This is a genomic window from Neisseria sp. RH3002v2f (assembly GCF_014596375.1).
GTDB classification, from domain to species: domain Bacteria; phylum Pseudomonadota; class Gammaproteobacteria; order Burkholderiales; family Neisseriaceae; genus Neisseria; species Neisseria cinerea.
Genome location: NZ_MAYZ01000006.1, coordinates 1 through 14,341, shown reverse-complemented (window position 1 = coordinate 14,341; position 14,341 = coordinate 1). Strand labels below are relative to the sequence as shown.

Annotated in this window: 11 protein-coding genes and 1 pseudogene; 7 read left to right on the top strand and 5 right to left on the bottom strand. The window is 51.3% G+C overall.

The window, feature by feature from the left end; genetic code table 11:
* Nucleotides 1-186 precede the first annotated feature (186 nt).
* The 3 genes and pseudogenes from BBW69_RS00680 (at nucleotide 187) to BBW69_RS00665 (ending at nucleotide 4,930) form a co-directional block, all read left to right on the top strand.
* Nucleotides 187-555: pseudogene (locus BBW69_RS00680) on the top strand (helix-hairpin-helix domain-containing protein).
* A gap of 1,037 nt (nucleotides 556-1,592) precedes the next feature.
* On the top strand, nucleotides 1,593-2,714 hold the full coding sequence (gene dnaJ / locus BBW69_RS00670; protein WP_188210089.1) for a molecular chaperone DnaJ: 1,122 nt from the start codon (nucleotides 1,593-1,595) through the stop codon (nucleotides 2,712-2,714).
* Between the two features lie 197 nt (nucleotides 2,715-2,911).
* Nucleotides 2,912-4,930 carry an OPT family oligopeptide transporter gene (locus BBW69_RS00665; protein ID WP_188210088.1) on the top strand — a complete coding sequence of 673 codons (2,019 nt, stop codon included), beginning with the start codon at nucleotides 2,912-2,914 and terminating at the stop codon, nucleotides 4,928-4,930.
* Nucleotides 4,931-4,976: 46 nt separating this feature from the next.
* Here BBW69_RS00665 and rfbC read toward each other — a convergent pair whose 3' ends face one another.
* From rfbC to galE, 4 genes are all read right to left on the bottom strand, one after another.
* Nucleotides 4,977-5,531 carry a dTDP-4-dehydrorhamnose 3,5-epimerase gene (rfbC, locus tag BBW69_RS00660; RefSeq protein WP_188210087.1) on the bottom strand — a complete coding sequence of 185 codons (555 nt, stop codon included), beginning with the start codon at nucleotides 5,529-5,531 and terminating at the stop codon, nucleotides 4,977-4,979.
* Between the two features lie 44 nt (nucleotides 5,532-5,575).
* Nucleotides 5,576-6,442 carry a glucose-1-phosphate thymidylyltransferase RfbA gene (gene rfbA, locus BBW69_RS00655; RefSeq protein WP_188210086.1) on the bottom strand — a complete coding sequence of 289 codons (867 nt, stop codon included), beginning with the start codon at nucleotides 6,440-6,442 and terminating at the stop codon, nucleotides 5,576-5,578.
* A gap of 73 nt (nucleotides 6,443-6,515) precedes the next feature.
* A complete protein-coding gene (gene rfbB, locus BBW69_RS00650; RefSeq protein ID WP_188210085.1) occupies nucleotides 6,516-7,598 on the bottom strand; it encodes a dTDP-glucose 4,6-dehydratase in 1,083 nt (360 codons plus the stop codon).
* Nucleotides 7,599-8,615, bottom strand: a complete 1,017-nt coding sequence (gene galE, locus BBW69_RS00645; protein WP_188210084.1) for a UDP-glucose 4-epimerase GalE — start codon at nucleotides 8,613-8,615, stop codon at nucleotides 7,599-7,601.
* A 124-nt stretch (nucleotides 8,616-8,739) separates the two neighbouring features.
* Here galE and BBW69_RS00640 point away from each other — a divergent pair, with 124 nt between their 5' ends.
* The 4 genes from BBW69_RS00640 (at nucleotide 8,740) to BBW69_RS00625 (ending at nucleotide 14,046) form a co-directional block, all read left to right on the top strand.
* Nucleotides 8,740-11,013 carry a Tex family protein gene (locus BBW69_RS00640; RefSeq protein ID WP_188210083.1) on the top strand — a complete coding sequence of 758 codons (2,274 nt, stop codon included), beginning with the start codon at nucleotides 8,740-8,742 and terminating at the stop codon, nucleotides 11,011-11,013.
* Nucleotides 11,014-11,201: 188 nt separating this feature from the next.
* The gene (locus BBW69_RS00635) at nucleotides 11,202-11,543 is read left to right on the top strand and encodes a hypothetical protein (RefSeq protein WP_188210082.1); all 342 of its coding nucleotides are present in this window, start codon (nucleotides 11,202-11,204) and stop codon (nucleotides 11,541-11,543) included.
* 175 nt (nucleotides 11,544-11,718) lie between these two features.
* Complete coding sequence (gene gltS / locus BBW69_RS00630) at nucleotides 11,719-12,933, top strand: sodium/glutamate symporter (RefSeq protein WP_107960859.1); 1,215 nt, start codon at nucleotides 11,719-11,721, stop codon at nucleotides 12,931-12,933.
* Between the two features lie 99 nt (nucleotides 12,934-13,032).
* Nucleotides 13,033-14,046: a lysozyme inhibitor LprI family protein gene (locus BBW69_RS00625; RefSeq protein WP_188210081.1), complete on the top strand. Its 1,014-nt coding sequence runs from the start codon at nucleotides 13,033-13,035 to the stop codon at nucleotides 14,044-14,046.
* Between the two features lie 33 nt (nucleotides 14,047-14,079).
* Here BBW69_RS00625 and BBW69_RS10035 read toward each other — a convergent pair whose 3' ends face one another.
* Nucleotides 14,080-14,208, bottom strand: coding sequence for a hypothetical protein (locus tag BBW69_RS10035; RefSeq protein WP_255489349.1), 129 nt, complete (start codon nucleotides 14,206-14,208; stop codon nucleotides 14,080-14,082).
* Nucleotides 14,209-14,341 lie beyond the last annotated feature (133 nt).

Here is a 14,341-nt window from a genome sequence, read left to right as displayed (position 1 = left end):
CATCTTGTCTGTCAAACGACTCAGCGCCGATGATAGTGTGGTTCTTCCATGCGAAAGTAGGTCACTGCCAAACACCCATTCAGAAAACCCCCGGATATCCGGGGGTTTTTGCTTTGCCAGGAAAAAATGTTGGGGGTGGTAGGACGGTATCTGTACGGTGTCTGGTTGGGTTTGTAGAGGGACGACTTGAAACTTTTGGATATTCATTTTAAAATGACGTAATTTTATTATTTACCACACGTTGAAGGAAAAACCATGAAAAAAATGTTTGTATTGTTCTGTATGCTGTTCTCCTGCGCCTTCTCTTTTGCTGCGGTAAACGTCAATGCCGCTTCCCAGCAGGAATTGGAGGCGCTGCCGGGAATAGGTCCGGCAAAGGCAAAGGCCATTGTGGAATACCGTGCGCAAAACGGTGCGTTCAAGTCTGTGGACGAGTTGACAAAGGTTAAGGGTATCGGCCCTGCGGTGTTGGCGAAGCTGAAGGACCAGGCTTCTGTCGGTGCGCCTGCGCCTAAGGCCCCAGCCAAACCGGCTATACCCGCAGCTAAAAAATAGGGCGGGAAGGAAATAAAAGGGTGTCAGATAAGATTCTGACGCCCTTTTTTCTGGGAATTTAGATTAATTTTGAGGGATATTTGGGAACTTCCCTGTTTTTTAATATGGGAATTTGAAGTTTCATATTATTTTCATAAGGAAATGATTTATGTTTTCTTTTAGGAGTCATCCTAAATAACTAGGGATATTTACATCTGAGTCAGAATTATCCCATGAGAGAAAGTTGCTAAGCCGATATAAGCAAAACAGGCTCATTGGACTATTTGTTACAGGCATCACAATTGGCGTAAACAAAAATGCCTCCACCCATTATTTTAACTGTTTACGTCTACCTATCTATCAGAATAGTCCGTATTTGGAGATCTTCAACGGAGAAGTGGTAGCCGATGAAAGCTATTTTGATAGATACTGTAAAGGCAAATGTAGTCGCGGATCAGCCGGGAAAGTCGCCGTAATCGTAATCGGGTTTTAAAGCGTGATGGTAAGGTTTTCAGCGTTTCGGTACCGAATATCTAGATAGCCCTTATTGTTGCTGATTATCCTTTAACAGGTTAAGCCTGACAGCGTTATTTATATCGGTTGCTACCACGGTTATGACATATTGGATGTAAACGGATTTACCCGCTTCCACATCAATCACAGTATACATTTCCACAACGATAAAACCTTATTAACGGAATTTAGAATTTTTAGAAACCAAAATGTAAATTACGTAAGTTTAACGGTATTCCTCAAGAGCATTTTGAGCTGTATTTGAAGGTATGTACAAATATCGTATGATGACCGTTTACCGGTTTTATATCAGCTAAATGAGCTTGTTTTTTGCCTCTTTCTTTTTTAACGGCTAGATAGGTTGGGGTGGAATAAAAATTTTGTCTTTTTGATTATTGGGCAGATAAAGACGTCGATATCCGATACATCCCCAACATAGTAGAAGGAGAAATGCCGTCTGAAGGACGGTTTTTGTTTTGGAAACCTTGTGTTTTATCCTGTTGCCCTTATTTTACTGGTAATTTTGTTTCGAATTAGATGAAAAGATGAGTAATCAAGATTTTTACGCGACGTTGGGTGTAGCAAGAACAGCTACCGATGAAGAAATTAAAAAAGCCTACCGTAAATTGGCAATGAAGTATCATCCTGACCGTAATCCTGATAATAAAGAGGCGGAAGAGAAGTTTAAAGAAGTACAAAAGGCATATGAAACTTTGTCCGATAAAGAAAAGCGTGCTATGTATGACCAATATGGCCATGCGGTATTCGAAGGAGGAGGTCAAGGAGGATTTGGAGGGTTTGGCGGATTTGGCGGTGCTCAAGGTTTTGACTTTGGGGATATTTTCAGCCAAATGTTTGGAGGCGGTTCAGGGCGTGCCCAGCCTGATTATCAGGGTGAGGATGTTCAAGTCGGTATCGAAATCACGCTTGAAGAAGCAGCAAAAGGCGTGAAGAAACGCATCAATATTCCGACTTATGAAGCGTGCGATGTCTGCAACGGCAGCGGCGCGAAACCCGGGACATCCCCTGAAACCTGTCCGACTTGTAAAGGCTCGGGTACGGTGCACATCCAGCAGGCGATTTTCCGTATGCAACAGACTTGTCCGACTTGTCATGGTGCAGGTAAGCATATTAAAGACCCTTGTATTAAATGTCACGGGGAAGGACGGAATAAAACCAGCAAGGCTGTAGAAGTCAATATTCCTGCAGGCATAGATGACGGACAACGTATCCGTTTGAGCGGGGAAGGCGAGCCGGGAAGGCATGGTGCGCCTGCAGGCGATTTGTATGTAACGGTGCGTATCAGGGCCCATAAGATTTTCCAACGTGATGGTTTGGATTTGCATTGCGAACTGCCGATTAGTTTTGCCACAGCTGCTCTGGGCGGTGAGTTGGAAGTACCGACGTTGGACGGCAAGGTTAAGCTTACTATTCCCAAAGAAACCCAGACAGGCAGAAGGATGCGTGTGAAAGGTAAGGGTGTCAAATCGTTGCGCAGTAGTGCAATCGGTGATTTGTACTGCCATATTGTTGTTGAGACGCCTGTTAATTTGACCGACCGTCAAAAAGAGCTTTTGGAAGAGTTTGAGCGGATTTCTACCGGGCTGGAAAATCAAACACCGCGTAAGAAATCGTTTTTAGACAAGCTTCGCGATTTGTTTGATTAGTTTTAAAGTCTGGAAACAAACAGCCGTATTGGGGCATCTCCCTGATACGGCTGTTTTATTGTCTGAAAATAGTTTTTTGTATTTTCAGGGGAATATGGGATACGGCTGTATAACTGTTTTTAACTGTTCTTTTTAAAACTTGACATTATGATGTGATGCCAACAATATGTGAAAGTCTGTTTTTTAAAGGAAGAGTAATGAGCAAATCTTTATCCGGTTCTGCTGAAGAATACCGCGAACTGACGCTCCGCGGCATGATACTCGGCGCATTGATTACCGTGATTTTTACTGCGTCTAACGTTTATCTCGGCTTGAAAGTCGGGTTGACCTTTGCATCGTCGATTCCCGCAGCAGTGATTTCGATGGCGGTTTTAAAGTTTTTCAAAGGCAGCAATATTTTGGAAAACAACATGGTGCAGACGCAGGCTTCTGCGGCGGGTACGCTTTCGAGCATTATTTTTGTTCTGCCCGGTTTGTTGATGGCGGGCTATTGGAGCGGTTTTCCGTTTTGGCAGACTGTGCTGTTATGTATGGCGGGCGGGATTTTGGGGGTGATTTTCACCATTCCGCTGCGTTACGCGATGGTGGTGAAAAGCGAGTTGCCTTATCCCGAAGGCGTGGCGGCGGCGGAGATTTTGAAAGTCGGCAGCCACGAGGAAGAGGAAGACCGTCAGGGCGGCAGCGGTATTAAAGAGCTGGCGGCAGGCGGCGCATTGGCAGGCTTTATGAGCTTTTGTTCCAATGGTTTGCGCGTGATTGCCGATAGTGCGAGTTATTGGTTCAAAAGCGGCACGGCGATTTTCCAACTGCCGATGGGTTTTTCAATGGCATTGTTGGGCGCGGGCTATTTGGTCGGATTGACGGGCGGTATCGCCATCCTGTTGGGCATTTCGATTGCGTGGGGTATTGCCGTGCCGTATTTCTCCTCACACATTCCGCAACCTTCCGATATGGAAATGGCGGCGTTTGCGATGAAGCTGTGGAAGGAAAAAGTGCGTTTTATCGGTGCAGGAACCATAGGTATCGCGGCGGTTTGGACGCTTTTGATGCTGCTCAAGCCGATGGTGGAAGGCATGAAGATGTCGTTCAAGAGTTTTGGCGGCGGTGCGCCCGCTACAGAACGCTCTGAACAGGATTTGTCGCCTAAAGCCATGATTTTCTGGGTATTGTCTATGATGTTTATTCTAGGCGTGTCGTTTTACCACTTTATCGGCGATTCGCACATTACGGGCGGCATGGCTTGGCTTTTAGTGGTCGTTTGCACGCTTTTGGCTTCCGTCATCGGCTTTTTGGTCGCCGCCGCCTGCGGTTATATGGCGGGTTTGGTCGGCTCGTCTTCCAGCCCGATTTCCGGCGTGGGCATCGTTTCCATTGTCATCATTTCGCTGGTTTTATTGGTTGTGGGCGAATCAGGCGGTTTGATGGCGGATGAAGCCAACCGCAAATTCTTACTGGCATTGACGCTTTTCTGCGGATCGGCAGTAATCTGCGTCGCTTCGATTTCCAATGACAACCTGCAAGACTTGAAAACCGGCTACCTGCTTAAAGCAACGCCTTGGCGGCAGCAAGTCGCCCTGATTATCGGCTGTATCGTCGGTGCGCTGGTTATTTCGCCCGTGTTGGAACTGCTTTACGAAGCCTACGGCTTTACCGGCGCAATGCCGCGCGAAGGCATGGATGCGGCGCAGGCTTTGGCAGCCCCTCAAGCGACTTTGATGACGACCATCGCGTCGGGCATTTTCGCCCACAACCTTGAATGGGTCTACATCTTTACCGGCATCGCGATTGGAGCGGTATTAATCGTCGTCGATTTGGTGTTGAAAAAATCATCAGGCGGTAAACTTGCTCTGCCCGTCCTTGCGGTCGGTATGGGTATTTATCTGCCGCCGTCCGTCAATATGCCCATTGTGGCAGGTGCGGTGTTGGCGGCGGTGCTGAAACACATCATCGGTAAAAAAGCGGAAAACCGTGAAGGCCGTCTGAAAAACGCCGAGCGCATCGGAACCTTGTTCTCTGCCGGCCTGATTGTCGGCGAAAGCCTGATTGGTGTGATTATGGCGTTTATTATTGCCTTCTCCGTGACCAACGGCGGCTCGGATGCGCCGCTTGCGTTGAATCTGGAAAACTGGGATGCCGCCGCCTCATGGTTGGGTTTGGCGTTCTTCGTTACCGGGATGTTTTTCTTTGCACAGCGCGTACTGAAGGCGGGTAGGTAGCCTGTTGGAGAAAATGCCGTCTGAAACGTTCAGACGGCATTTTTTATCAGGAAAGCGTAAGGCGGAGCTTTTCGGCTTGTGCCCACGTTTTGCCGGCAAGGTCTTTGGGCGAAAGCAGCGGCGCGGTTTGAAGCGGCCAGCCTATGTCTATTGCCGGGTCGTTCCATATTAAAACCTGTTCGGCTTCCGGCTTGTAATAGTCCGTGCATTTGTAGGTAAGTTCGGCCGTGTCGCTCAAAACGTAAAAACCGTGTGCGAAGCCTTCGGGTATCCAAAGCTGGTATTGGTTTTGCGCCGACAGGGTTGCGCCTGCCCATTTGCCGAAAGTCGGCGAACCTTCTCGTATATCGACGGCCACGTCGAACACTTCGCCGACAACTACGCGTACGAGTTTGCCTTGTGTATTTTCGGTTTGGTAGTGTAGGCCGCGCAATACGCCTTTGCTGGATTTGGAGTGGTTTTCCTGCACGAAAGTTCGATCGGCAATATTTTCTTTGAACCACCCGTCGCGGAAGGTTTCCATAAAAAAGCCGCGCCCGTCTTTGAATATTTGCGGTTTTAAAATTTTTACGTCGGGGAGGGCGGTGTCGATGATGTTCATGATTTTCTCTGTATGCCGTCTGAAGAAAGTGGTTCAGACGGCATTTATTTGCCGATCAGGTGCAGCAGGTATTGCCCGTAGGCGGTTTTTTCCAAATGTTTTGCTCGTGTTTCTACATCTTTTTTCGTCAGCCAGCCGTTGCGCCAAGCGATTTCTTCCAGGCAGGCGATTTGCAGGTCTTGGATGTTTTGCACGGTTTGGACGAATGAAGAGGCTTCGTGCAGACTCTCGTGGGTACCGGTGTCCAACCATGCGAAACCGCGTCCTAAGATTTGGACGGACAATGAACCGTCTTCCAAATACATTTGGTTGAGGTCGGAAATTTCCAATTCACCGCGTGCGGACGGTTTGAGCTGTTTGGCGAACTCGACGGCGCGGTTGTCGTAGAAGTACAAGCCGGTTACCGCCCAATCGGATTTGGGCTGTTGCGGTTTCTCTTCGATAGACAGGGCGTTGAAATTTTCGTCAAATTCGACCACGCCGAAACGCTCGGGGTCTTTAACCTGATAACCGAATACGGTTGCGCCGTGGGTCTTGGCGGCGGCCTGTTTCAATGTTTGCGTAAACGATTGACCGTAGAAAATATTGTCGCCCAAAACCAAGCAAACATTGTCATTGCCGATAAATTCTTCGCCGATGATAAATGCCTGTGCCAAGCCGTCCGGGCTGGGTTGCACGGCATAGCTGATGGAAATGCCGAAATCGCTGCCGTCGCCGAGCAGGCGTTTGAAAGAGGCGTTGTCTTCGGGCGTGGTAATCACCAAAATGTCGCGGATTCCTGCCAGCATCAATACGGACAGGGGATAGTAAATCATGGGCTTGTCGTACACGGGCAGCAGCTGTTTGGATACGCCGCGCGTGATGGGGTAGAGGCGTGTGCCGCTGCCGCCGGCAAGGATGATGCCTTTCATGGGTTTTCTCCTGAGTAGTGTGTGTTTGCGCGATTTTCAGACGGCCTAATATGGGAACAGGCCGTCTGAAAACTTATTTTCCGGTGCCTAAACGTTCCAAACGGTAGCTGCCGTTCAATACGTTTTGCCACCAGGTTTTGTTGTCCAAATACCATTGCACTGTTTTGCGGATGCCGGATTCGAATGTTTCCTGAGGTTTCCAGCCCAGCTCCCTACCGATTTTGGCTGCATCAATGGCGTAGCGCACGTCATGGCCGGGGCGGTCTTGTACGAAAGTAATCAAATCTTCATAACGTGCCACACCCGCCGGTTTTTCAGGAACAAGCTTTTCCAGCAGGGTGCAGATGGTTTTGACGACTTCAATATTGGCTTTTTCATTGTGGCCGCCGATATTGTAGGTCTCGCCGACAACACCTTCGGTAACAACCTGATACAGCGCACGTGCGTGGTCTTCGACAAACAGCCAGTCGCGGATTTGCATACCGTCGCCGTACACAGGCAGCGGTTTGCCGTCAAGCGCGTTCAGAATCATCAAAGGAATGAGTTTTTCCGGGAAATGGTAAGGGCCGTAGTTGTTGGAGCAGTTGCTTACAATGGTCGGCAAACCGTAAGTACGCAACCATGCGCGGACGAGGTGGTCGCTGGACGCTTTAGAAGCAGAGTAGGGGCTGGACGGCGCGTAGGGCGTGGTTTCGGTGAATAAATCGTCCGTGCTGTGCAAATCGCCATAGACTTCATCGGTAGAAATATGGTGGAAGCGGAAGGCTTTGCGTTTTTCAGACGGCATTTGTTGCCAGTAGGCGCGCGCCGCTTCAAGCAGATTGAATGTACCGACGATATTGGTTTGGATAAATTCGCCAGCCGAATCGATAGAGCGGTCGACATGGCTTTCCGCAGCCAAGTGCATCACGGCATCCGGCTGGTGTTGTGCGAAGACGCGGTCGAGTTCGGCGCGGTCGCAAATATCCACTTGCTCAAAAGCGTAGCGGGGATTATTGGCAATGTCGGTCAGCGACTCGAGATTGCCCGCGTAGGTCAGTTTGTCGAGGTTGACGACGGAATCTTGGGTGTTTTGAATGATATGACGGACAACGGCAGAGCCGATAAAGCCCGCGCCGCCGGTAACGAGGATGGTTTTTTTGTTTGCGGTTTGCATTTAATCCCCGTATCCGTTGGGGTTGCGGCTGACCCAACGCCACGAATCCTCCATCATTTGCGCAAGGCTGCGTTTGGTTTCCCAGCCTGTCTGTTGTTTGGTATAGGACGGATCGGCAAAGAAACAGGCGAGGTCGCCGGCACGACGGGGTTTGATTTGGTAAGGAATGCTCAAACCGGATGCGGCTTCAAAGGCACGGATGATTTCTAAGACGGAATAGGCGTGGCCCGAACCCAAGTTGAATAAATGTACGCCGGAAAGGCCGCCTTTTGCCTTCATTGCCGCGATATGCCCTTCTGCCAAATCCATCACATGAATGTAGTCGCGCATACCGGTGCCGTCGGGTGTGGGGTAATCGCCGCCGAATACCGACAGTTGTTCCAGTTTTCCGCCGGCGACCTGACAGATATAGGGCAAAAGGTTGTTGGGAATACCGTTGGGCTGTTCCCCGATCAGACCGCTTTCGTGTGCGCCGATCGGATTGAAATAGCGCAACAGGATGACGCTCCAGCGCGGGTCGGCTTTTTGGATGTCGGTTAAAATCCGCTCCGCCATCGACTTGGACGCACCGTAAGGATTGGTCGTGTCGCCCGGGCGAAGGTTTTCGGTATAAGGTGTTTTGTCGGGATTACCGTAAACGGTTGCCGACGAGCTGAATACGATTTTCAACACGCCTGCACGCGCCATTTCTTCCGCCAGCACCAGGCTGCCGTAAACATTATTGCTGTAATATTTCATCGGCTCGGCAACGCTTTCCCCCACAGCCTTCAAACCGGCAAAATGGATGACGGATTCGATTTCATGTTCTGAAAAAATCTGCCTCAAAACCTGACGGTCGCGGATGTCGGCCTGATAAAACGGTATGTTTCTGCCGGTAATGTGTTGCAACCGCGGAAGGACGGCGGCAGAAGAATTGCACAGATTGTCCAGAATCACAACATCGTAACCGGATTGGACGAGTGAGACGGCGGTGTGCGAACCGATGAAGCCGGTGCCGCCGGTAATCAGTACAGTCATAGTATTCCTTATCAGGGCATGTTGTCTTGAATCAAGTATATCAGTATTATCTTTTGCTTTTCCAAATGATTATCTTATGTTGTGCCGTTCTGTCGATTGTTCGGACGGCATTATGGAGGAATGTATGAACATCACCCAAATCCTCTCCCAAGAACTCTCCGCCACTACTGCGCAAATTAATGCCGCCGTCGAGCTTTTGGACGACGGCGCGACCGTGCCGTTTATCGCCCGCTACCGCAAGGAAGCCACGGGTGGGCTGGACGATACGCAGCTGCGTCAGCTTGCCGAGCGGCTGCAATACCTGCGCGAGTTGGAAGAGCGCAAAGCCGTTGTTTTAAAAAGCATTGAAGAGCAAGGCAAGCTTTCAGACGACCTCAGGGCGCAAATCGAAGCAGCCGACAACAAAACCGCGCTGGAAGACCTGTATCTGCCCTACAAGCCCAAACGCCGTACCAAGGCGCAAATCGCGCGCGAACACGGTTTGCAGCCGCTGGCGGACGTGTTGCTTGCCGAGCAGCCGCAGGACGTGGAAGCCGCCGCACAAGGCTACCTGAACGAAAATGTTCCCGACACCAAAGCCGCGCTGGACGGCGCGCGCGCGATTCTGATGGAGCAGTTTGCCGAAGACGCGGAACTCATCGGCACGCTGCGCGACAAGCTGTGGAACGAAGCCGAAATCCACGCGCAAGTGGTTGAAGGCAAAGAAACTGAAGGAGAAAAATTCAGCGATTATTTCGACCATCGCGAACCTGTCCGCACTATGCCCAGCCACCGCGCGCTGGCGGTTTTGCGCGGCCGCAACGAAGGCGTGTTGAACATCGCGCTCAAATACCAGCCTGACGACACGCCGATTACGCAGCAAAGCGAATACGAGCAAATCATCGCCCGCCGCTTCAAGGTTTCAGACAGCCACAAATGGCTGCGCGATACCGTGCGCCTGACTTGGCGTGCGAAAATCTTTCTGTCGCTGGAACTCGAAGCTTTAGGCCGTCTGAAAGAAGCCGCCGATACCGACGCAATTACCGTGTTCGCCCGCAATCTCAAAGACTTGCTGCTCGCCGCGCCCGCCGGACGGCTGACGACGCTGGGTCTCGACCCCGGCTACCGCAACGGCGTGAAATGCGCCGTGGTGGACGACACGGGCAAGCTGCTGGATACGGTCATCGTCTATTTGCATCAAGAAAACAATATGTTGGCAACGCTGTCGCGCCTGATTAAACAACACGGCGTGAAGCTCATCGCCATCGGCAACGGCACCGCCAGCCGCGAAACCGACAAAATCGCAGGCGAACTGGTGCGCGGAATGCCCGAAAGCAGCCTGCACAAAATCGTCGTGTCCGAAGCCGGCGCATCGATTTATTCCGCGTCCGAACTGGCGGCGCGCGAGTTCCCCGACTTGGACGTTTCCCTGCGCGGCGCAGTGTCCATCGCCCGCAGGCTGCAAGACCCGCTCGCCGAGTTGGTCAAAATCGACCCTAAATCCATCGGCGTGGGTCAGTATCAGCACGACGTGAACCAAAGCCAGCTCGCCAAATCGCTGGACGCAGTGGTCGAAGACTGCGTGAACGCTGTCGGTGTGGACGTGAACACTGCATCCGCTCCGCTCTTGGCGCGGATTTCCGGTTTGAATCAAACCCTTGCCCAGAACATCGTCGCCTACCGTGATGAAAACGGCGCGTTCGACAGCCGCAAAAAATTGCTGAAAGTACCGCGTTTGGGCGAAAAAACCTTCGAGCAGGCGGCAGGCTTTTTGCGGATTAACGGTGGCAAAGAGCCGCTGGACGCGAGCGCCGTCCACCCCGAAGCCTATCCAGTCGTCGCCAAAATGCTGGCGCAACAAGGCATTACCGCCGCCGAACTCATCGGCAACCGCGAGCGCGTGAAGCAAATCAAAGCATCCGACTTTATCGACGAACGCTTCGGTCTGCCGACCATTCTGGACATCCTGTCCGAGCTGGAAAAACCCGGCCGCGACCCGCGCGGCGAATTTCAGACGGCATCATTTGCCGAAGGCATCCACGAAATCAGCGACTTGCAAGTCGGCATGATACTCGAAGGCGTGGTCTCCAACGTCGCCAACTTCGGCGCATTCGTGGACATCGGCGTCCATCAGGACGGCTTGGTGCACATCTCCGCCCTGTCCAATAAATTCGTCCAAGACCCGCGCGAAGTCGTGAAAGCCGGCGATGTGGTCAAAGTGAAGGTGCTGGAAGTCGATGCCGCGCGTAAACGCATCGCGCTGACCATGCGTTTGGATGACGAACCGGGTAGTGCTGCCAAAGGCAACAGGCCGTCTGAAACCCGACATCAAGAACGCCGTGACCGCAAACCACAACGCAACGACCGCGCCCCGACCAATTCGGCGATGGCGGATGCGTTTGCGAAGCTGAAGCGGTAAAAAGTAAGGCGGGTTTCCGGCCCGCTGTTTTTATATCGGATTTGAAATAGGGCTATTTTAAAAGCGGAGCTCATAAGCACCCGATTTACGCTTTTCAGACGGCATTTTGCGGTGTTATGGCATGGATATGCAGACAGGCGTATAGTTTCGGTATGATTAAACCGTTATACAAATAAGGAGTCCGAACCATGAAGAAATTGATGTTTGCCGCGCTGGTGTCCTGTTTTTCGGTTTCTGCGTTTGCGGCGTGTGCCGACAGCCAGCAGCAGTGCGTGATTTATAAAAACGGCAATGTCGCGGCAGAGGGCGGCTGTACGGTCAGCAAGTGCCAAAGTGCCGATGCGCAAGTGTTGAAATGGAAGCTGAAAAACGGCAAAGGCGTAACTGTGGAAATCGGCAAAAACGGCAAGGTTTCGGTGAACAAGAAACCGGGTGCGAAAGCGGCTAACAGCAACGCGTCCGGAATGGGTTTGACATGTTATGCCGCCGATGTGGACAAGCAAGAACAATTTTGTTCGACCAATTATTGAACAGGTGCGAATGACAGATGCCGTCTGAACGGAGTTTCAGACGGCATTTTGTTTGTAAAAAATAGTTGTAAAAAACGGCAATTCTTTGACAAGCCTTAACTATTCCCCTAATATCTTCGCGCCTGCGTCCCCTTCGGGCGGACATGAAGAAAAACATTTTAGGAGGTCAAACGATATGGAATGGGAGTTTAACAGCTATTACACGCTGATTGCTGCTACCCTGGTCTTGTTGGTGGGTAAATTTTTAGTCAAAAAAATCAAGTTGTTGAGGGATTTTAATATTCCCGAGCCTGTGGCAGGCGGCCTGATTGCCGCGATTATTCTGTTTGTGTTGCATCAGTTGTATGGCGTGAGCTTCAAATTTGAGAAGCCGCTGCAAGATGCGTTTATGCTGATTTTCTTTACCTCTATCGGTTTGAGTGCAGATTTCTCGCGCCTGAAGGCCGGTGGTTTGCCGCTGGTAATTTTTACCGCCGTGGTAGGCGCGTTCATTGTTGTGCAAAACTTTGTCGGGGTCGGCCTGGCTACGGCTTTGGGTTTAGATCCGCTGATTGGCCTGATTACCGGTTCGATTACGTTGACGGGCGGACACGGTACGGCAGGTGCCTGGGGACCTGATTTTGAAGCTAAATACGGCTTGGTCGGTGCAACCGGTTTGGGTATGGCTTCTGCAACCTTCGGCCTGGTGTTCGGCGGTCTGATCGGCGGACCGGTTGCCCGCCGCCTGATTAATAAAATGGGCCGCAAACCGGTTGAAAACACAAAACAGGCTCAGGACGACAATATGGACGATGTGTTCGAGCAGGCAAAACGTACCCGTTTGATTACGGCGGAATCTGCTGTTGAAACGCTTGCCATGTTTGCCGCGTGTCTGGCATTTGCCGAGATTGTGGACGGCTTCGACAAAGAATATCTGTTCGACCTGCCCAAATTCGTATGGTGTCTGTTTGCAGGCGTAGTCATCCGCAATGTTTTGACCGCCGCATTCAAGGTCAATATGTTTGACCGCGCAATAGATGTGTTCGGCAATGCTTCGCTTTCGCTTTTCTTGGCAATGGCGCTGTTGAACTTGAAACTGTGGGAGCTGACCGGTTTGGCCGGGCCTGTAACCGTGATTCTTGCCGTACAAACCGTTGTGATGATTCTGTATGCGACTTTTGCAACCTATGTCTTCATGGGGCGCGACTATGATGCGGCGGTATTGGCTGCCGGTCACTGTGGTTTCGGTTTGGGTGCAACGCCCACTGCGGTGGCAAATATGCAGTCCATCACGCATACTTTCGGTCCTTCCCATAAGGCTTTTTTGATTGTGCCTATGGTCGGAGCGTTCTTCGTCGATTTGATTAATGCCGCGATTCTCACAGGTTTTGTGAATTTCTTTAAAGGCTGATTTTTCCGCTTTTCCGACAAAGCACCTGCAAGGTTTACCGCCTGCAGGTGCTTTTGCTATGATAGCCGCCATCGGTTACGGACATTGCAAAGGAAAACCATGTACCGCAAATTTGCCCTGCTGCCGTTTGCCCTGCTGCTTGCGGCGTGCGGTAAGGAAGAGCCGTCGGGGGCGCTGGAATGCGCCAATCCTGCCGTGTTGCAGGATATACGCGGCAGTATTCAGGAAACGCTCAAACAGGAAGCACGTTCCTTCGCGCGCGACGACGTCCGGCAGTTTGTCGATGCCGACAAAATTATCGCCGCCGCCTACGATTTGGCGTTTTCTTTGGAACACGCTTCGGAAACACGGGAAGGCAGCCGCACATTCTGTATTGCCGATTTGAACATTACCGTGCCGTCTGAAACGCTTGCCGATGCCAAGGCCAACAGCCCCCTGTTGTATGGGGAAACCGCTTTGTCGGATATTGTGCAGCAGAAGACGGGCGGCAATGTCGAGTTTAAAGACGGCGTATTGACGGCAGCCGTCCGCTTCCTGCCCGCCAAAGACGCTCAGACGGTATTTGTCGATAATACGGTCGGCATGGCGGCACAAACCCTGTCTGCCGCATTGCTGCCTTACGGCGTGAAGAGCATCGTCATGATAGACGGCAAGGCGGTAAAGAAAGAAGACGCGGTCAGGATTTTGAGCGGTAAAGCTCATGAAGCACCGTCCAAACCCACGCCCGAAGACATTTTGGAACATAATGCCGCCGGAGGGGATGCAGACGTACCCCAAGCCGGAGAAGACGCGCCCGAACCGGAAATCCTGCATCCCGACGACAGCGAGCGTGCCAATACCGTTACCGTATCACGGGGCGAAGTGGAAGAGGCGCGTGTACAAAACCAGCGTGCGGAATCCGAAATTACCAAACTTTGGGGAGGACTCGATACCGACGTGCAAAAAGAGTTGGTTGGAGAACAGCGCAAGTGGGCGCAGGAAAAAATCAGCAACTGCCGACAAGCCGCTGCACAGGCAGACCGGCAGGAATACGCCGAATACCTCAAGCTGCAATGCGAAACGCGCATGACACGTGAACGGATACAGTATCTTCGCGGCTACTCCATTGATTAGGGTGATGAAGCAAACCATATCTGAACGCAGGATTCAGCCGAAACCGCCCGAAAAGGATTTGTCGGGGAACGGGTAGAGGTTGGATGCCGGACTGTTCGGCGGATAAAGGCAGCCAGATAAAAATGCCGTCTGAAACCTTGCGGCATCGGTTTCAGACGGCATTTTGACAAATACGGTACGCAGGTGCAAAACAGCCGTCTTTTCCTGCGTTGCCTATGCTGATAGAATTGTCAATTTACCGTAAAATTAAAAAGTTCCATCCATATTGAGGAGACATTATGCATCACCCCCCCCC

What these genes read in the sequence shown, in the direction of transcription:
- dnaJ (WP_188210089.1), top strand. Translation starts at nt 1,593, where the DNA reads ATGAGTAATCAAGATTTTTACGCGACGTTGGGTGTAGCAAGAACAGCT.
- BBW69_RS00665 (WP_188210088.1), top strand. Translation starts at nt 2,912, where the DNA reads ATGAGCAAATCTTTATCCGGTTCTGCTGAAGAATACCGCGAACTGACG.
- rfbC (WP_188210087.1), bottom strand. Translation starts at nt 5,531, where the DNA reads ATGAACATCATCGACACCGCCCTCCCCGACGTAAAAATTTTAAAACCG.
- rfbA (WP_188210086.1), bottom strand. Translation starts at nt 6,442, where the DNA reads ATGAAAGGCATCATCCTTGCCGGCGGCAGCGGCACACGCCTCTACCCC.
- rfbB (WP_188210085.1), bottom strand. Translation starts at nt 7,598, where the DNA reads ATGCAAACCGCAAACAAAAAAACCATCCTCGTTACCGGCGGCGCGGGC.
- galE (WP_188210084.1), bottom strand. Translation starts at nt 8,615, where the DNA reads ATGACTGTACTGATTACCGGCGGCACCGGCTTCATCGGTTCGCACACC.
- BBW69_RS00640 (WP_188210083.1), top strand. Translation starts at nt 8,740, where the DNA reads ATGAACATCACCCAAATCCTCTCCCAAGAACTCTCCGCCACTACTGCG.
- BBW69_RS00635 (WP_188210082.1), top strand. Translation starts at nt 11,202, where the DNA reads ATGAAGAAATTGATGTTTGCCGCGCTGGTGTCCTGTTTTTCGGTTTCT.
- gltS (WP_107960859.1), top strand. Translation starts at nt 11,719, where the DNA reads ATGGAATGGGAGTTTAACAGCTATTACACGCTGATTGCTGCTACCCTG.
- BBW69_RS00625 (WP_188210081.1), top strand. Translation starts at nt 13,033, where the DNA reads ATGTACCGCAAATTTGCCCTGCTGCCGTTTGCCCTGCTGCTTGCGGCG.
- BBW69_RS10035 (WP_255489349.1), bottom strand. Translation starts at nt 14,208, where the DNA reads ATGCCGTCTGAAACCGATGCCGCAAGGTTTCAGACGGCATTTTTATCT.